The organism is Actinophytocola sp. (genome assembly GCF_036402745.1).
GTDB lineage: Bacteria > Actinomycetota > Actinomycetes > Mycobacteriales > Pseudonocardiaceae > Actinophytocola.
Genome location: NZ_DASWSJ010000254.1, coordinates 26803 through 43637 on the forward strand (window position 1 = coordinate 26803; position 16835 = coordinate 43637).

Below are 16835 nucleotides of genomic sequence, written 5' to 3' on the forward strand. Positions count from 1 at the left end.
TACCGGGCTATGCGCCCATTTCCGGGCGGTGAATTTCAGTTGCTCGACCGGTTCTCGACCAATGACCCTTGTGAACTTGGATCAGGTCGCAGAACTGGTCGAACCGGTGCTTTTCGATGGTCGCGTCCCACCGGCCCGCGGACCACTCGTGCCACGGTGGCGCACGCCGCCATTCCGGCGCCGCGGCCGTCGCCGGTGGCCCCGGTTTCCTCGAACCAACGGCAAGGCGATTGTCTTCGCCCTACGATCGTTCGCATGCTGCTTCGCCGGACGGTGCGGATGATCATGGTCCTCGTCGCGGTCCTCACCGTCGCCCTCGCCGGGGCGGCCGAGGGCGGCGCGCGGACGGCGCGGGCCGAGGAGCACCGGCCGCCGCACGTTCGGCAGTTGCTGTTCTTCAACCATGCCTACGGAGTGCTCGACCGGGAGACGGCCGATGCCATCGAGCACTCCGGCTATCTGCGTGACTTCGCCGACTTCCAGGTCCGCACCACGACCGGCGCCGGCGGGCAGACCTGGACCGGTCGCTACGTGTACGGCCGCGAGACCTACCTCGAACTGTTCGGGGTCGGCGATCTGCCCGGCCAGGACGGCGCCTTCGGCAGCACCGGGATGGGCGTCTCGACCGAGCGGGCCGGCGACCTGGCCACAGTGACCGAGCGGCTGCGGGAGCAGGGGATCGCCAACCCGATCGAGTTCCGCCAGACGCGTGACTTCGGCGACGGCGTCCCGGTGCCGTGGTTCGACGCCGTCTTCACCACCGGCCAGTACGACCGCTTCGGGCCCTGGGCGATGGAATACCTGCCGGAGTACCTCGCCGACCCGCGCAGCAACACCGAGCCGGCCGGCTACCCCGGCGACGTCGGCCGGGAGCGCTACCTGTCCGACGGCTACCGCGACCATCTCCTGCGTGACGTGACCAGCATCCGCCTCGCGGTCTCCGCACGCGACCTCGCCAACACGGTGCCGCTGCTGCGGGCCGGCGGGTTCGTCGTCCGGCCCGTCGCGGACGGAGGCGTCGTTGCCGACCGCGGCGGCACCACGATCCGGTTCGACGCCGTTTCGCCCGACCAGGCGGGCCTGCGCCAGGTCGAGCTGTCGCTCAACTGCCTCGTGGCGTACCGGCACGAGGAACGGATCGGCCGGTCGACCCTCGTCGCCGGCCCGGGCATCCGTGCCGTGTGGACCTTCGATCAGTCCCGGGCGGCCGACGGAACGGCGAAGTAGTCGCGAACCATGGCGATCCGCCCGTCGCGGACGCGGAAGATCTGCGCGAGTGACATCGTCGTGCGCTGCCCGTCCGGGCCGTCGAACACCGGGTCGATCTCGGCGACGAACACGTCGGGTGCCACGGTGTCGTGCAGTACGTAGGCGGTCTCCTCGACGTTCACCGTGCCGTGGAAGGCCGGCTCCTGGTGATACGCCCCGATTCCGGCGCGGATGGCGTCCCGACCGACCAGGCGACGTGGCAGCGGATGACCCTCGGGCACCAGCGGCGCCTCGAATACGCCGTCCTCGGTGAACATCTCCGCGATCGCGTCCGGGTTCCGGGTGATCGAGCCGGCGTACAGATAACGCTCGAAGATTTCCTTGTGTGTGCGGGTCACTCTCTCCAGCCTACCCACCGGCAATTCGACCCCGAGCAGGGCTTGTTCTGGTCCGGTGAAATCGAGAACGTGAGATTATGAGCGCGTCCAAGAGGTCTCGGCACGTTTCTCCGCGGCCTGGATCCACCGGCAGACGCCCCGGTCCCCTGGACACGGTTTTCAGGGTGTCTCCGCGCTTCCAGAACGCAACGCGTCGCGGAGGAGTGCGACGGCCGGCGCGATCTCCGGGTCGCTGATGTTGCCGTACCCGAGGACGAGCGCGCGCCCCGCCGACCGCGCCGGCGGAGCGCGGTAGTCGTCGAGGTCCGCCAGGCGCAGGCCGGCGGCGGCCGCGGCCCGGACCGCCGCGCGGGTGGCGGTGCCGTCCGGTAGGTGCAACACGATGTGCAGCCCCGCCGCGGTGCCGGCGACCCGGCCCTCCGGCACCCGGGCGCCGAGCGTCGCGACCAGGAGGTCGCGGCGGGAGCGGAACCGCCGCCGCGCCGCGCGCAGGTGGGCGTCGTACCACCCGCGGTCGATGAAGGTGGCGAGCGCGAGCTGGTCCAGCACCGGTGGCGCGGCGGCGACGAGGTTCGCCGCCCGCAGCGCCGGGGTCAGCACGGCAGGCGCCACCAGCCAGCCCAGGCCCAGCGCCGGCGACAGCGTCTTGCTGACCGAGCCGAGGAGGACGACCCGGCCCGGATCCATCCCCTGCATCACGGCGACCGGGTGGTGGTCGTAGCGGAACTCGGCGTCGTAGTCGTCCTCGATGACGAAGCCGGCCACCTCGCGGGCCCAGCGCACCAGCCGCGCGCGGCGCGCCGGGGAAAGCACCGTGCCGGTGGGAAACTGGTGTGCCGCACCGACGATGACGGCCCGGGCCGGCGTCCGCGCGAGGTCGTCGACGCGGAGGCCGTCGTCGTCCACGGGCACCGGGTGCACGCGCAGGCCGGCGCTCGTCGCGGCGTCCCGCAGCCGCCCCCACCCCGGGTCTTCCACGGCCACGTCGGCGATCCCCTCGGCGCGCAGCGCTCGGCACGTGCGGACCAGACCGTCGGTGACGCCCGCGCACACGAACACGGACGCGGCGTGCGCGTCCGCGCCGCGCGAGCGCCGCAGGTACTGCGCGACGGTGGTCCGCAGCACCGCGTGCCCGGCGGGGTCGGGCAGGCCGAGGTCGTAGTCGACGGCCGAGCCGGTGACCGCCCGGACCGCGTCGGCCCAGCGGCGGCGCGGAAACGCCCGCAGGTCGGGCAGACCGGGCGCGAGGTCGTACCGGACCGGTGGCGGCGTGCGGGTACGCGGTATGCGCGGCGACGGCGCGGTGTCCGGTGACCACGAGACACGCGTGGCGGAACCCACCCGGGCGGCAAGGAAACCCTCCGCGACGAGCTGCCCGTACGCCTCCGTCACCACCCACCGGGAACAGCCGAGCTCCTCGGCGAGCGCTCGGCTCGGTGGCACGGCGGCGCCCTCCGCCAGCCGGCCGTCCCGGATCGCGGTGCGCAGCGCGTGCGCCAGGCGGTCGTGCAGGCGGCGCCGGCCCCGCGCCGCAGGGCCGACATCCAGCAGCGTCGCCCACGCGAGATTGGTCTGGGAAACCGCCACGAGATTGGAGCGTACCGCCGATCCGAATCCACCTACCGTGACGGACATGATGGACAACCTGGTTCTCGGTGCCATGTGGTTCGGCACGCTCGCCGACGAACGCCGATCGTTCGAGATCCTCGACCGCTTCGTGGACGCGGGAGGCGTCTGGATCGACACCTCCAACTCCTACGCGTTCTGGGTGGACCCGACCGGCTTCGGCGGCCAGAGCGAGACGGTGCTCGGGCGTTGGCTGGCGAATCGTCCCGGCGTCCGCGACCGCGTCAGGATCAGCACCAAGGTGGGCGCTGAGCCGACCGTGGCCGGGCGGTTCCCGGAGACGGCCGAGGGCCTCTCGGCCGGGGTCGTCAAGCGCGGGATCGAGGACAGCCTCCGCCGGCTCGGCACGGACCACGTCGAGCTGTACTGGGCCCACGTGCCCGATCCGGCCACCCCGCTGGAGGAGTCGGTCGCCGCCTTCGACGAGCTGGTGTCCGCGGGCACGGTCGGCCGCATCGGCTGCTCCAACTACCCGGTCTGGCAGGTCGAGCGGGCCCGGCAGATCGCGCGGGCCCACGGCAGCGTGGGCTTCACCGCGGTGCAGCAGCACCTCACCTACCTGCGACCACGCCCAGGGACCAGACTCCAGGAAGCGGCCCGGTTCGGTGCGGTCACCGACGAGGTGCGCCATTACCTGGAACACCACCCGGACCTGACGCTGTGGGCGTACACGCCGCTGCTGAGCGGCGGCTACACCCGCGCGGACAAGCCGCTGCCGGCGATGTACGACCACCCGGGCACCACCCGCCGCCTCGCGGTGCTCGACGAGATCGCCGCCGAGACCGGCACGAACCGCAACCGGGTGGTGCTGGCGTGGCTGAGCCCGGCCGCCACGCCGATCGTCGGCGTCAGCACGGTCGAGCAGGTGGACGAGGCGGTGGCGGGGGTGTCCCTGGAGCTGACCGCCGAGCAGCGCGAGCGCCTGGACGCCGCGGTCTGACCCCGTCGGTGTCCCGGACGTCGCGACTTTCGGCGGGCTCGCCGTGGTTGAGGAGCCGGTGGCTGGATATGCCCCGGGGGGCGTGATCCGCCGGGTTCACCCGCCGCCGGCCGTCGAGTGGCGGTCGTTGGTGCCACGGGTAACTTCGGGTTCGCCGTGTCATCACAGAACGTGAGAGAAGGGACAGTGTCGTGCCGAAGCCACCGGTGCCCCCGGAGATCAGCGAGTTCCTGGCCAAGCCGAACCCGGCGGTGATCGCCACCGTCCGTCCGGACGGGCAGCCAGTCTCGGTAGCCACCTGGTACGTGTGGGACAACGGGCGCATCCTGGTCAACATGGATGAGGGCCGCAAGCGTCTCGGCTACCTCCGCGCGAACCCGCGAGTGTCGCTGACCGTGCTCGACGGCGATGACTGGTACACCCACGTGAGCCTGCAGGGCCACGCCGAACTGCGCGACGACCCCGACCTGACCGACATCGACCGGATCTCCAGGCACTACACCGGTCAGGCGTACCCCAAGCGCGACCGCAAGCGGGTCAGTGCCTGGATCACCGTCGAGCGGTGGCACGGCTGGGGCAAGCTGGAGAACACCGACGTGGCACACGCCTGAGTCACGGCGACCTCGTCGCCCAGCCGTCGACAATCGGCGCGATCTCGTCACGGGAGGAGCTGCCGGGCGACGTGGCTGGTCCGCTCGCGACGACGAGCGGACCAGCCCGCCTGCGGCCGGATTCGGGGTCGGTGTCAGGCCTGAACCTCGAAGTCCTCGAACTCGGCGATCTGCCGGACCTCGACCTCGACCTCCTGGAACAGGTCGGCATACCGCTGGGCGAACTCGACGGCCTCCGCCAGGTCTTTGGCGTTGATCAGCGCGAAGCCGCCGATGACCTCCTTGGCCTCGGTGAACGGCCCGTCGGTCACGGTGATCCCCGCCCTCTTCGCCTTGCGGACCAGCGAGCCCTTCTCGGACGGGACGACGCCCTCGCCCATGATCAGGATGTCCTTGTCGATCGAGTCCTGGATGAACGCGCCCATCTTCTCGATGAACTCCTGGCTGGGGTTCCACGCCTCCGGGACCCGCTCGTCGAGCCGGTGCATCATCAGAAACCGCATTGCTGCTCCTCGTTGTCTGGGGCTGGGGTCCGGTCGTCCCGGACGGGATGACCAGGTCACCTCGGCGTCGGACGACGGCACGCTGCTTCGACACTTTCCACCCAGGAAATTTCCCCCGCCACTCCAACCACCGGAACCTCAGGGGACCGTGACGGCACCTAACCACCATCCACCCCGATACCCGCACCATTCGCCGGGACGCAACGCACACTTTTAATCCCGGGGAGGCGGACTAATCTTCCTTTCGTGCCGACCTATGTCGCGTTGCTGCGCGGGATCAACCTGGCCGCGAAGCGCCGGGTGGCGATGGCGGACCTGCGCGCGTGGCTGGCCGAGCTGGGCTACGCGGACGTGCGGACCTTGCTGCAGAGCGGCAACGCGGTGTTCCGCACGGCGAAGCGCCCCGCCGCGGTCCGCCGCGAGGTCGAGGCCCGGCTCGCCGTGGGCGCGGGCTTCAGCATCGACTGTGTGGTCCGCACGGCCGACGAGCTGCGTGCCGTGGTCGACGCCGATCCGCTGGGCTCGGTGGCCGACAACGGTTCCCGCTACCTGGTGTCGTTCCTCGACAGGGCCGCCGTCGCGCCGGCCTTCGCCCCGGACGCGTTCGCCCCGGAGCTGTTCCACGTGGGACCGAACGAGGTGTACTTCTGGGTCCCGGACGGCATCCAGAACTCCAAGGTGCTGGCCGCCTTCCCCACGAGGAAGGGCGAGGTGGCCACCGTCCGCAACTGGAACACGGTCACCAAGCTCCTGACGATGACCGAGGCCTGACCCGGCGCTCAGCCGGCGCTCAGCCGGCGTCCACGGTGCGGCGCCAGACGTCGATCACGAGCACCGGGCGCATGCCGACCGACTCGTAGAGACCCAGCGCGGGCGTGGTGTTGTTGGAGTCCACGTGCAGGATCGTGCCGGTCCGGCCCGCGGCCGCGTCGGCGGCGAAGGCGTGCCGGAGCAGGTACTTCGCGATGCCGCGACCGCGTGCCTCGGCGAGGATGCCGACGTCGGCGATGTAGCCGCAGTTCTCCTCGTCCACGAACTGGTCGGTGCACTCCAGGACGCCGACCGCGCGCCCGTCGAGCTCGGCGACCCACAGCTGCGACCAGTCGAACGTCGACTTGCGGTCGAGGTTCGCGTGCCACGTCTCGTACGGGTCCCACGCGAAGCCGAAGTGGTCCGCGAACGCCGTGTGCAGGACCTCGTGCGCCACCCGGCGGACCGTGTCGCCCTCGGTGGCGCGCCGCAGGACCACGCCGGCGGGCGGGGTCGGCGTCGGCACCGGCCGGACGTGGTCCACGCGCATCCGGTGGAACGTGGTGGCCAGGCCGAACCCGTGGGCCGCGAGCCGGTCCCGCAATGCCTCGTCGACGCGGTAGGCGCCGTGGTCGACCCGCACGCGCGGCAGGCCCCGCTCGCGCCCGATGTCCCCGGCCCGCGCGAGCGCCCAGGCGAACAGCCAGCCGGCGACCGCCGCGTCGGGCGCGACGACGTCGAGGTCGACGAGGTCCCCGTCGCCCTTGCCGGACGTGGTCGCGTAGCCGACGGCGCGCCCGGCGGGGTCGAACACGAGCCGGGCGCCGAGCTCGGGGTCGAAGCCTGGCTCGGTCAGCTCGTCCCGCGCGTCGTCGACCGTGTAGTCGGCGATCCCCGCGGCCGCGCGCGTGTAGTCCCGCACGAGCCCGGCGATCGCCGCGACGTCGTCGAGCCGGGGTGCTCGAGCGGTGTGCCCGCCGGGAAGGTCCACCGCGCCATGGTGCCCGGGGCGCGGCGCCGTGTCGACGGATATGCCCGGCGAGAACCCGGAGCGCTGAGTGTCCGCTCCGATGCGCTGAGTGGCCGACCGGTCATGCGGGCCACCGGGGACCACCCGTACGATCTGGCCACATGTCCGGTCTCAGCTTGATGACCTTCAACATCGGCAGCCCCTCGGAGGAGCGGGCCCACCGCCAGCTGGCGTGGCTCGCCACCCGGCACGAGGACGTCTTCGTGCTCACCGAGACCAGGGCGTCCGACGGCTGCCGCCACCTGGCCGACGCGTTCCGCACGGCCGGCTACGCCGTGGTCTACCCCAAGCCGGGCCCGACCGAGTACGGCGTGATGATCGTCAGCAGGCTGCCGGTGCGGGTCGACCCGATCGCCGAGCACCTGTCGTTCCTTCCCGAGCGGGTGGCCGGCGTGCTGGTCTCCACCGCGATGGGCCTGGTCCGCGTGCTGGGCGCCTACGCGCCGACCCGCGACGCCACCGCCGAGCGCACCGAGCGCAAGCGCCGCTGGCTGTCCGAGTTCTCCGCGGCCCTGGGCGCCGGCGGCCTCACCGACTCGGGTGCGGAGACCGTCGTGCTCGGCGACCTCAACGTCATCGAGCCCGACCACGAGCCGAGCTACACCACGTTCCGCTGGTTCGAGTACGACTTCTACCGCGGCCTCACCGACAAGCACGGCCTCGTCGACGCGTTCCGGCACATGGAGCCGGAGCGGGTCGAGCACAGCTGGATCGGCCGGACCGGGGACGGGTACCGCTACGACCACGCGCACTGCAGCAAGAAGCTGGCCGCGGAGATCTCCGAGTGCGAGTACGTGCACGAGCCGCGCAGCACCCGGCTCTCGGACCACTCCGCGCTCTCGGTCACCTTCACCAGCCTGCCCACCAGCGAGCTGAACACGATGGACCCCTTCGAGGCCGCCAGCCCGCCCACGCTTTTCTGAGATTTCCCGCCCGCCCGTTGGGAAACACACTGCTTGGCCAATACCGTGCGGGGGTATGGTACGGTCATCGGGAAGCTGACCCACGGAGCAACGGGAGACCACGGTGTCCACCTCTACGTACACGGTGACCGGAATGACCTGCGCGCACTGCGTCGGCGCGGTGAAGGAGGAGGTCGGCCGCATCCCGGGCGTCACCGGCGTCACCGTCGACCTGTCCACCGGCCAGGTCACCGTCACCAGTGACCAGCCCGTCGACGCCGACGTCGTCCGCGCCATGGTCGACGAGGCCGGCTACGAGCTGGCCAGCTGACATGGCGATCTCCGGCACGACACGCAAGCTCGGCGGGTTCGGCCTGGCCCTGGTGGTGGCCTTCGCCGCCGCGTACGGCATCGGCCAGGCGGTCGGGCCGGTCGCGGCCGAGCCGGAGGCCGCCGCGGCGCACGACGGCATGGGCGGCGCCGACGCCGGCATGGGCGGCCACGGCGACACGCACGGCGGCGCGGCCCCGGCCGTCCCCAAGGGTCTGCTGGTCTCCGCCGACGGCGTCACCCTGGACGTGCTCACCGGCGGCCTGCGTGCCGGCGTCCAGCAGGACTTCGCGTTCCGCATCCTCGACGACCACGGCGCACCGGTCACCACGTTCGCCCCCACCCACGACAAGCTGATGCATCTCGTCGTGGCCCGGCGCGACCTGTCCGGCTTCCGGCACGTGCACCCGACCATGGCAGCCGACGGCACCTGGCGCATCCCACTGGCCTTCCCGGCCGCGGGCGACTACCGGGTGTTCGCGGACTTCCTGCCCGGCGGGCACAAGGAGGGCGTGACGCTCGGCGCGGACGTCCCCGTCGCCGGCACCTACCAGCCGGTGCCGCTGCCCGCTCCCGCGCTCACCGCCACCGTCGACGGCTACCGGATCACCCTCGCCGGCACGCTCACGCCGGGCACCACCAGCAAGCTCACCCTGTCGGTGGACAAGGGCGGCGTGCCGGTCACCGACCTGCAGCCCTACCTCGCCGCCTACGGCCACCTGATCGCGCTGCGCCAAGGTGACCTCGCCTACCTGCACGTCCACCCGGACGGCGAGCCGGGCGACGGCAAGACCCGGCCCGGGCCCGCGATCACGTTCTTCGCCGAGGTGCCCACCGCCGGCACCTACCGGCTCTACCTCGACTTCAAGCACGGCGGCGTGGTGCGCACCGCCGAGTTCACCGCGGTCGCGGCACCCGGTGGGTCCGAACCACACGGGGAGAAGTAAGTGAGCGAGCCTGCGAGCGAACCATTCAATACAGGGCGACCGCGAGCGGCATCACCGAGCCTGCGAGGGGATGTCGGGAGCGAGCTTGCGAGCGAACCATTCAATGCAGGGGGACCGCGAGCGGCATCACCGAACCTGCGAGGGGATGTCGTGAGGGAACAGACGGAGCTGGTCATCGGCGGCATGACCTGTGCGTCGTGTGCGGCCCGGATCGAGAAGCGGCTGAACAAGCTGGACGGCGTCGAGGCCAGCGTCAACTACGCCACCGAGAAGGCCGTCGTGTCCGCGCCGGCCTCGGTCACCGCGGACGTCCTCGTGGCCGTCGTGGAGAAGATGGGCTACACGGCCGCGCCGCCCACCCCAGAGCCGGCGCCCGCCGAGGACGCGCCGGAGGACCGGGAGGTGCGCGCGCTGCGCACCCGGCTGCTGGTGAGCCTCGCGCTCTCGGTGCCTGTGGTGGCCATGGCGATGTCGTCGTGGCTGCAGTTCGAGTACTGGCAGTGGGCGTCGCTGGTGCTTGCCGCGCCGGTCGTCGTGTGGGGCGCGCTGCCGTTCCACCGGGCCGCATGGCTCAACCTGCGGCACGGCGCGGCCACCATGGACACGCTGATCTCGATGGGCACGCTCGCCGCGTTCGCGTGGTCGCTGTACGCGCTGTTCCTGGGCACCGCGGGCGTGCCCGGCATGGAGCACCCGTTCCGGCTCACGATCGAGCGCGGCGCCGGCGACGGCAACATCTACCTCGAGGTCGCCGCGGGCGTCACCACGTTCATCCTCGCCGGCCGGTACTTCGAGGCGCGGGCCAAGACCCGGGCCGGGGCGGCGCTGCGCGCGCTGCTGTCGTTGGGCGCCAAGGATGTCGCGGTGCTGCGCGGCGGGGCCGAGACGCGGGTGCCGATCGAGCGGCTGGCCGTCGGCGACCGGTTCGTGGTGCGGCCGGGGGAGAAGATCGCCACCGACGGCGTGGTCGAGGACGGCTCGTCCGCGGTGGACGAGAGCATGCTCACCGGCGAGTCGGTGCCGGTCGAGGTCGAGCCGGGCTCGCGGGTGGCCGGCGCCACGGTCAACGCCGGCGGGCGGCTCGTCGTGCGGGCCACCCGGATCGGGTCGGACACGCAGCTCGCGCAGATGGCGAAGCTGGTCGAGCAGGCGCAGACCGGCAAGGCCAAGGTGCAGCGGCTGGCTGATCGGGTGTCGGCGGTGTTCGTGCCGGTGGTCATCGTGCTCGCGTTGGCGGCGCTGGGTTTCTGGCTCGGCACGGGTGCGTCCGTGTCGGCGTCGTTCACCGCGGCGGTGGCCGTGCTGATCATCGCGTGCCCGTGTGCGCTGGGGCTGGCGACGCCGACGGCGCTGCTGGTCGGCACCGGGCGGGGCGCGCAGCTGGGCATCCTGATCAAGGGCCCGGAGGTGCTCGAGTCGACCCGGCGGGTGGACACGATCGTGCTGGACAAGACCGGCACGCTGACGACCGGCCGGATGTCCGTCGTGGACGTCGTGCCCGCCGGCGGGGTGTCCGAGTCGGAGCTGCTGGTGCTGGCGGGAGCGCTGGAGGACGCCTCCGAGCACCCCATCGCCCAGGCGGTCGCCAACGCGGCGCGGGAGTGGGTCGGGTCGTTGCCGCCGGTCTCGGGGTTCGCCTCGGTCGACGGGCTCGGTGTGCGCGGCGAGGTCGAGGGGCATGCCGTCGCGGCCGGCCGGGTCGTCGCCGACCACGACTGGCTGCCGGAGCTGCCGCCGTCGCTCGTCGCGGCGAAGGCAGCCGCAGAGGAGCTGGGCCGGACGGCGGTCACCGTCGCCTGGGACGGTGAGGTGCGGGGCCTGCTGGTGGTGGCCGACGCGGTCAAGCCGACCAGCGCGGCCGCGGTGCGCCAGCTGCGGGCGCTGGGCCTCACGCCGGTGATGCTCACCGGTGACCACGAGGCGGTCGCGCGGGCGGTGGCGGCGGAGGTGGGCATCGACGAGGTCGTCGCGGGTGTGCTGCCGGCCGGCAAGGTCGACGAGGTGCGCCGGCTGCAGGCCTCCGGCCGCGTGGTCGCGATGGTCGGCGACGGCGTCAACGACGCGGCGGCACTCGCCCAGGCCGACCTCGGGCTGGCGATGGGCACCGGCACGGACGTGGCGATCGAGTCGAGCGACCTCACGCTCGTGCGCGGCGACCTGCGGGCCGCGGCGGACGCGATCCGGCTGTCCCGGCGGACGCTGAACACCATCCGGGGCAACCTGTTCTGGGCGTTCGCGTACAACGTGGCCACCATCCCGCTGGCCGCGGCCGGGCTGCTGAACCCGATGCTCGCGGGCGCGGTGATGGCGTTCAGCTCGGTCTTCGTGGTGACGAACAGCTTGCGGCTGCGCGGGTTCTCCGTGCTGCCCGAGAACGGCGTGACGCCCGCGGACGGCACGCCGTCCGCTTCGCGGCGCTCGCTCGCCGATGCCGCCTAAGGCCTGTCTCGTAGATCATCGTGTGAGGTCCTGCGCCGACTGCGCCGACTGCGCCGACTGCGCCGACCACCGGAACCTCAGGGGACCGTGACGGCACCCAGCCACCGTCCACCTCGATACCCGCACTATTCGCCGGAACGCAACGCACACTTTGAATCCCGGGGAGGCGGACTAAGCCTGTCTCGTAGATCATCGTGTGAAAGTCTGCGCCGACCACCGGAACCTCAGGGGACCGTGACGGCACCCAGCCACCATCCACCTCGATACCCGCACCATTCGCTGGAACGCAACGCACACTTTAATCCCGGGGAGGCGGACTAGTGACGGCACCCAGCCACCATCCACCTCAATACCCGCACCATTCGCTGGGACGCAACGCACACTTTAAATCCCGGGGAGGCGGACTAGCATGTCCCGCGGCGGTGCGGTGATCGCGGAGCCGTTCCGCCGCGAGCTCGAGCGGCTGACGCTGTTCCCCGTCGAGGTGATCATCTCGACGCTGGGCGCCGAGTTCGTCGCGCTGGGCGCCGCGCGGCTCGCACTCGAGGTCATGGCGGGCCTCCTGCACGTGCCCAACAGCTGACCCAGGCCGGCGTAATCGTCGGATGTGTTGGCTTGTGCAGCTTTGTTGGCATATCCCAGCCAACGAGGTCGGTCACTCGGCACGGGCGGCGACAGCCCGCGCACAGTCGAGCGACTCGGCATGGGTCGTGTCCACCTCCAGGTCGTAGGCCACGCCCCGGTGGACCACGTCCGCCTGGGACGCGGCCATCCCGGTGACCCGATCGCCCCGGGCGAGCTCACGGCCCGTGGCGACCGCGCTCGCACACCGAACACCGACCCACAACACCGCCACCCCCTCCAACGCCCTCCGCCACCGCTGCTGGGACGCCGCACCACCGAGGAAGACCTCATCGACGATGACCCGCGCACCCGCCCGCGCCATCGTGGCGACCCCCTCGATCCACGCCAGCTCCAGGGTCCGGAACTCCGGTCCGACGACCACCCCGCCGTCCGGCGCGAACTCGATCCCCGCCTCCGACGCGCGCATCGACGCGGGCATCGCCTGGATCAGCGTGTCGACCCCGAGGACCAGCCACGGATCGGGCAGAACCGCCTGCAGGCACCGGGCGATCCCGGACTTCCCCGAGCTGGAGCCACCATTGAGGACGATCACCCGAGTCATCACCGCGCCACAGTAGAGGCACCGCGGCTGGGCGATCCCGGGCGTCGCGTCAGGGACGCGGACGCGACGCCCGGGACGGGCTCACGGCCGGCCGGGGAGCCGGTAGTTCGCGCCCAGTACGGTGCCGCGGTTCGGCTTGTACTGGTCGTACCCGCGGGGGTCGCACTGCAGGCCGCCGTTGATGCAGTGGCTCACCATGGCGGCGAGGGTCGGCTCGTCCCACGCGTTGAAGAAGTCGTAGTGCCAGGAGTAGCCCCGCCCGCTCGCCAGCCGCACCCGTGAGGTGTCGCCGTCGACCGGGAACGCGATCTTGAACTCCAGCATCGGCACCGGCTTGGGATGCGAGGCCGGGCAGTAGCCGTCGACCGGGTAGGCCATATGGCTCTTGTGGTCGGCCGAGTCCAGGTGCACGCCGTCCCAGCAACTCGGGGCCTGGTAACGGATGTTCAGCTGGGTGCCCACGTCACAGTGCGTCGGGAAGTCCCAGTTGAAGAAGCTGTTCCCGCACTCCCAGCCCTCGATGTGCCCCGGCGCCGTGCGGAAGTCGTCGAGGGTGGCGGCCGGACTGCCGGCCACGTAACGGAGTCCGGGCGGGAACGGCCGCACGGCCGCGTAGTCGATGATGCCGGACTTGTAGTAGATGACCTGGCGCCCGTTCGGGATCACCGGCGTGTCGCCGTTGAACATCGTGGGGAACCAGTACGCGGACAGGTCGTCGGGCGCGAGGCACGACGTCGCGCCGACGCCCGCGCCTTGGAGCGACGCCAGCGTCGTGTACGCGTTGGTGGTGGTGTTGCCGGCGAAGCTGTGCTCGTGCGACGCGCCGGGCAGGTTGGGGAAGACGATCGGGTCGTCCGGCAGCCGGTGCGCCACCGAGCAGTTGACCTGGAACTCGTGGTGGGTGACGTCGTCCGCGGCCTGGCTGGTCGGGGCGACGGTGAGCAGTGCGGTGACGGCAACGCCGCACGCCACCGCCAGATGTCGTTTCACGGGTGACTCCTCCTCGGCAGGGATCGAGGGAGAGCGCTCTCCCATGAGAGTGGCGAACGGTGCCGGGTGCTGTCAAGGCCGGGTGTTTCGCCGGCCCCGCGGCCGGGTACGCGCCCGGCATGTCGAGAGCGGTGCGATTCGAGCGGTACGGCGGCATCGACGTCCTGGACGTCGTGGACGTCGACCCGCCCGAGCCCGGGCCCGGCGAGGTGCTCGTCGAGGTCCGCGCGGCCGGCATCAACCCCGGCGAGGCGGCGATCCGCGAGGGCAAGCTGCACGAGCGGTGGCCGGCGACGTTCCCGTCCGGGCAGGGCAGCGACCTCGCCGGCGTGGTGGTGGCCGGTGACTCGTTCGCGGCCGGCGACGAGGTGCTGGGCTTCACCGACGCGCGGGCGAGCCAGGCCGAGCACGTCGTGGTCCCGGCGACGCAGCTGGTGCGCAAGCCCGCGGGTGTGCCGTGGGAGCAGGCCGGCGCGCTCAAGGTCGCCGGCACCACCGCCTACGCCGGCGTCGAGGCGGTCGGCGTGCGCGAAGGTGAGGTCGTCGTGGTCTCCGGGGCGGCCGGCGGGGTCGGCTCGCTCACCGTGCAGCTCGCGCACGCCCGGGGCGCGGCGGTGATCGGCCTGGCCGGCGAGGAGCACCACGACTGGCTGGCCGCGCACGGCGTGGTCCCGCTGGACTACCGCCGGCCGGAGCTCGCGGACCGGATCCGGGCCGCCTCGGGGAGGGTCGACGCGTTCCTCGACACCTACGGCGGCGGCTACGTCGAGCTGGCGACCGAGCTCGGCGTCGACCCGTCCCGGATCAACACGATCGCCGACTTCGCTGCCGCGAAGGAGCACGGCACCCGGGCGGTCGGAGGCGCCGAGGCGTCCACCGCGCCGGTGCTCGCGACGCTCGCGGAATGGATCGCGGTGGGGGAGCTGGAAGTGCCGATCGCCCGGACCTACCCGCTCGACCAGGTGCGCGAGGCCTACGCCGAGCTCGAGCGGCGGCACACTCTCGGCAAGATCGTCCTCGTGCCCTGACTTGACATCCCCGTAACACACGGACGACACTCGGTAGGCGAGTGGGAGAGCGCTCTCCGAACCCACTCCACCCCTGCTGAGGAGACCGCAATGACGCGCGTTCCCCCTGTCTCGCACCGACATCGCGCCACCACGGTGCTCACGGTGCTCGCGGTGTTGGCCCTGCTGCTCGGTTTCGTGGTGGTCACCGCGAGACCGGCGTCGGCCGCGCCGAGCGTCGTGCGGGTCACCGGGTCCCAGGGCAGCTGGCAGCTCACGGTCGACGGCGCGCCGTACACCGTCAAGGGCCTGACCTGGGGTCCGCCGGTCGGCGAGGCCGCCGCGCGGATGCCGGACGTCCACGCGATGGGCGTGAACACCGTCCGCACCTGGGGCACCGACGGCACCTCCCGGCCGCTGCTCGACGCGGCCGCGGCCAACGGCGTCAAGGTGATCAGCGGGTTCTGGCTCCAGCCCGGCGGCGGCCCGGGCAGCGGCGGCTGCGTCAACTACGTCACCGACGCGAACTACAAGTCGACCGTGCAGGCCGAGTTCCTCCGCTGGGTCAACGAGTACCGCGACCACCCGGGCGTGTTGCTGTGGAACGTCGGCAACGAGTCGATCCTGGGCATGCAGAACTGCTTCGGCGGCACGGAGCTGGAGAACCAGCGGGTCGCGTACACCCGGTTCGTCAACGACGTGGCCCGCGCGATCCACGCCGCGGACCCGAACCACCCGGTCACCTCGACCGACGCGTGGACCGGGGCGTGGCCGTACTACCAGGCGTACGCGCCGGACCTGGACCTGTACGCGGTCAACTCCTACGGCGCGGTGTGCGACATCCGCCAGACGTGGATCAACGGCGGCTACACGAAGCCCTACATCCTCACCGAGGGCGGGCCGCCGGGGGAGTGGGAGGTGGCCGACGACGCGCACGGCGTGCCCGCCGAGCCGTCCGACGTGGCCAAACGGGACGGTTACCCGGCGGCGTGGAACTGCCTGATGTCCCACCACGGCGTCGCGCTCGGGGGGACGCTGTTCCACTACGGCACCGAGCAGGACTTCGGCGGCGTGTGGTTCAACCTCCTGCCGGGCAACGAGAAGCGGCTCTCGTACTACTCGGTGGCCCGTACGTATGGTGGCTCACCGCCCGCGAACACGCCCCCGGTGATCTCGTCCATGTCGTCGTTGGGTGACGTGCCGGCCGGCTCCGCGTTCACCGTCGACGTGTCCACTTCGGACCCAGACGGCGACCCGATCTCCTATGACTTGCGGCTGAACAGCAAGTACATCGACAACTCCGGTGCGCTGGTGCCGGCGTCGTTCAGCGGGTCCGACCCGTTCACGGTCACCGCGCCGGACCGGCTCGGCGTGTGGAAGGTCTACGTCTACGCGCGGGACGGGCACGGGAACGTCGGGATCGAGTCGCGGTCGTTCCGGGTGGTGCCGCCTTCCGTTCCTGGGACCAACATCGCGCAGGGACGGCCGACCACGGCGTCGTCGTATCAGGCGCAGGGGGACGGGGCGCCGTACCTGGCTTCGCTGGCCACCGATGGGTCGTTGACGTCGCGGTGGGCCAGTGACTGGAGTGACCCGCAATGGGTCCAGGTCGACCTCGGGTCGGTCGTGTCGTTCGACCACGTGCAGTTGGTGTGGGAGGCCGCGTTCGGTCGCGCCTACTCGATCGATGTCTCCGACGACGGGTCCTCCTGGCGGTCGGTCTACTCGACCACGTCGGGCAACGGTGGGGTCGACTCGTTCGACGTGGCCGGGTCGGGACGGTACGTGCGGGTGTACGGCACTCAGCGAGGGACCGGGTGGGGCTACTCGCTCTACGAGTTCGGCGTGTACCGCCGCTGAGGGCGGGTGGGCCTCCGGCCCCCGGTTCCACGCTACCGGCTCGGACCGACAGTTCTCGGGCTGTGCACAGGCGCTGTCCACAGTGACCGTTTCTGTCGGTGGCCGTC

Annotated in this window: 17 protein-coding genes; 11 read left to right on the top strand and 6 right to left on the bottom strand. The window is 71.7% G+C overall.

The genetic code is table 11. The features are described from left to right. Positions 1–255 precede the first annotated feature (255 nt). The gene (locus tag VGD70_RS23870; protein ID WP_331084954.1) at positions 256–1227 is read left to right on the top strand and encodes a DUF5829 family protein; all 972 of its coding nucleotides are present in this window, start codon (positions 256–258) and stop codon (positions 1225–1227) included. Here VGD70_RS23870 and VGD70_RS23875 read toward each other — a convergent pair. Then, the gene (locus tag VGD70_RS23875; protein WP_331084956.1) at positions 1194–1607 is read right to left on the bottom strand and encodes a nuclear transport factor 2 family protein; all 414 of its coding nucleotides are present in this window, start codon (positions 1605–1607) and stop codon (positions 1194–1196) included. The two genes, VGD70_RS23870 and VGD70_RS23875, sit on opposite strands and share 34 nt — an antisense overlap. Positions 1608–1766: 159 nt before the next feature. Beyond that, the gene (locus VGD70_RS23880) at positions 1767–3194 is read right to left on the bottom strand and encodes a PLP-dependent aminotransferase family protein (RefSeq protein WP_331084958.1); all 1428 of its coding nucleotides are present in this window, start codon (positions 3192–3194) and stop codon (positions 1767–1769) included. Between the two features lie 46 nt (positions 3195–3240). On the opposite strand from VGD70_RS23880, the gene VGD70_RS23885 reads away from it, so the two are divergent. Then, positions 3241–4173 carry an aldo/keto reductase gene (locus VGD70_RS23885; protein ID WP_331084960.1) on the top strand — a complete coding sequence of 311 codons (933 nt, stop codon included), beginning with the start codon at positions 3241–3243 and terminating at the stop codon, positions 4171–4173. 191 nt (positions 4174–4364) lie between these two features. Continuing rightward, on the top strand, positions 4365–4784 hold the full coding sequence (locus VGD70_RS23890; protein ID WP_331084962.1) for a PPOX class F420-dependent oxidoreductase: 420 nt from the start codon (positions 4365–4367) through the stop codon (positions 4782–4784). 134 nt (positions 4785–4918) lie between these two features. On the opposite strand, the gene VGD70_RS23895 is transcribed toward VGD70_RS23890, so the two are convergent. Then, positions 4919–5287 carry a YciI family protein gene (locus VGD70_RS23895; RefSeq protein WP_331084964.1) on the bottom strand — a complete coding sequence of 123 codons (369 nt, stop codon included), beginning with the start codon at positions 5285–5287 and terminating at the stop codon, positions 4919–4921. Between the two features lie 246 nt (positions 5288–5533). On the opposite strand from VGD70_RS23895, the gene VGD70_RS23900 reads away from it, so the two are divergent. Then, the gene (locus VGD70_RS23900) at positions 5534–6058 is read left to right on the top strand and encodes a DUF1697 domain-containing protein (RefSeq protein WP_331084966.1); all 525 of its coding nucleotides are present in this window, start codon (positions 5534–5536) and stop codon (positions 6056–6058) included. Between the two features lie 19 nt (positions 6059–6077). Here VGD70_RS23900 and VGD70_RS23905 read toward each other — a convergent pair whose 3' ends face one another. Next, on the bottom strand, positions 6078–7028 hold the full coding sequence (locus VGD70_RS23905) for a GNAT family N-acetyltransferase (RefSeq protein WP_331084968.1): 951 nt from the start codon (positions 7026–7028) through the stop codon (positions 6078–6080). 140 nt (positions 7029–7168) lie between these two features. On the opposite strand from VGD70_RS23905, the gene VGD70_RS23910 reads away from it, so the two are divergent. The 5 genes from VGD70_RS23910 (at position 7169) to VGD70_RS23930 (ending at position 12268) form a co-directional block, all read left to right on the top strand. Beyond that, positions 7169–7990: an endonuclease/exonuclease/phosphatase family protein gene (locus VGD70_RS23910; protein ID WP_331084970.1), complete on the top strand. Its 822-nt coding sequence runs from the start codon at positions 7169–7171 to the stop codon at positions 7988–7990. A gap of 103 nt (positions 7991–8093) precedes the next feature. After that, positions 8094–8300, top strand: coding sequence for a heavy metal-associated domain-containing protein (locus VGD70_RS23915; RefSeq protein WP_331084972.1), 207 nt, complete (start codon positions 8094–8096; stop codon positions 8298–8300). A 1-nt stretch (position 8301) separates the two neighbouring features. Next, positions 8302–9246: a hypothetical protein gene (locus tag VGD70_RS23920; protein ID WP_331084974.1), complete on the top strand. Its 945-nt coding sequence runs from the start codon at positions 8302–8304 to the stop codon at positions 9244–9246. Between the two features lie 183 nt (positions 9247–9429). After that, on the top strand, positions 9430–11685 hold the full coding sequence (locus VGD70_RS23925; RefSeq protein ID WP_331084985.1) for a heavy metal translocating P-type ATPase: 2256 nt from the start codon (positions 9430–9432) through the stop codon (positions 11683–11685). Positions 11686–12094: 409 nt separating this feature from the next. Next, positions 12095–12268 carry a hypothetical protein gene (locus VGD70_RS23930; RefSeq protein WP_331084976.1) on the top strand — a complete coding sequence of 58 codons (174 nt, stop codon included), beginning with the start codon at positions 12095–12097 and terminating at the stop codon, positions 12266–12268. A 72-nt stretch (positions 12269–12340) separates the two neighbouring features. On the opposite strand, the gene cpt is transcribed toward VGD70_RS23930, so the two are convergent. Further along, positions 12341–12871 (bottom strand): chloramphenicol phosphotransferase CPT, encoded by a 531-nt coding sequence (cpt, locus tag VGD70_RS23935; RefSeq protein ID WP_331084987.1) that lies wholly within the window; start codon positions 12869–12871, stop codon positions 12341–12343. An 81-nt stretch (positions 12872–12952) separates the two neighbouring features. Next, a complete protein-coding gene (locus tag VGD70_RS23940; protein ID WP_331084978.1) occupies positions 12953–13861 on the bottom strand; it encodes a DUF1996 domain-containing protein in 909 nt (302 codons plus the stop codon). Between the two features lie 119 nt (positions 13862–13980). On the opposite strand from VGD70_RS23940, the gene VGD70_RS23945 reads away from it, so the two are divergent. Further along, on the top strand, positions 13981–14889 hold the full coding sequence (locus VGD70_RS23945; RefSeq protein WP_331084981.1) for an NADP-dependent oxidoreductase: 909 nt from the start codon (positions 13981–13983) through the stop codon (positions 14887–14889). Between the two features lie 90 nt (positions 14890–14979). Then, positions 14980–16728, top strand: coding sequence for a discoidin domain-containing protein (locus tag VGD70_RS23950; RefSeq protein WP_331084983.1), 1749 nt, complete (start codon positions 14980–14982; stop codon positions 16726–16728). Positions 16729–16835 lie beyond the last annotated feature (107 nt).

Coding starts and splice junctions, on each gene's coding strand:
- VGD70_RS23910 (WP_331084970.1), top strand. CDS start 7,169: ATGTCCGGTCTCAGCTTGATGACCTTCAACATCGGCAGCCCCTCGGAG.
- VGD70_RS23920 (WP_331084974.1), top strand. CDS start 8,302: ATGGCGATCTCCGGCACGACACGCAAGCTCGGCGGGTTCGGCCTGGCC.
- VGD70_RS23945 (WP_331084981.1), top strand. CDS start 13,981: ATGTCGAGAGCGGTGCGATTCGAGCGGTACGGCGGCATCGACGTCCTG.
- VGD70_RS23950 (WP_331084983.1), top strand. CDS start 14,980: ATGACGCGCGTTCCCCCTGTCTCGCACCGACATCGCGCCACCACGGTG.
- VGD70_RS23925 (WP_331084985.1), top strand. CDS start 9,430: ATGACCTGTGCGTCGTGTGCGGCCCGGATCGAGAAGCGGCTGAACAAG.
- VGD70_RS23895 (WP_331084964.1), bottom strand. CDS start 5,287: ATGCGGTTTCTGATGATGCACCGGCTCGACGAGCGGGTCCCGGAGGCG.
- cpt (WP_331084987.1), bottom strand. CDS start 12,871: ATGACTCGGGTGATCGTCCTCAATGGTGGCTCCAGCTCGGGGAAGTCC.
- VGD70_RS23870 (WP_331084954.1), top strand. CDS start 256: ATGCTGCTTCGCCGGACGGTGCGGATGATCATGGTCCTCGTCGCGGTC.
- VGD70_RS23885 (WP_331084960.1), top strand. CDS start 3,241: ATGATGGACAACCTGGTTCTCGGTGCCATGTGGTTCGGCACGCTCGCC.
- VGD70_RS23930 (WP_331084976.1), top strand. CDS start 12,095: ATGTCCCGCGGCGGTGCGGTGATCGCGGAGCCGTTCCGCCGCGAGCTC.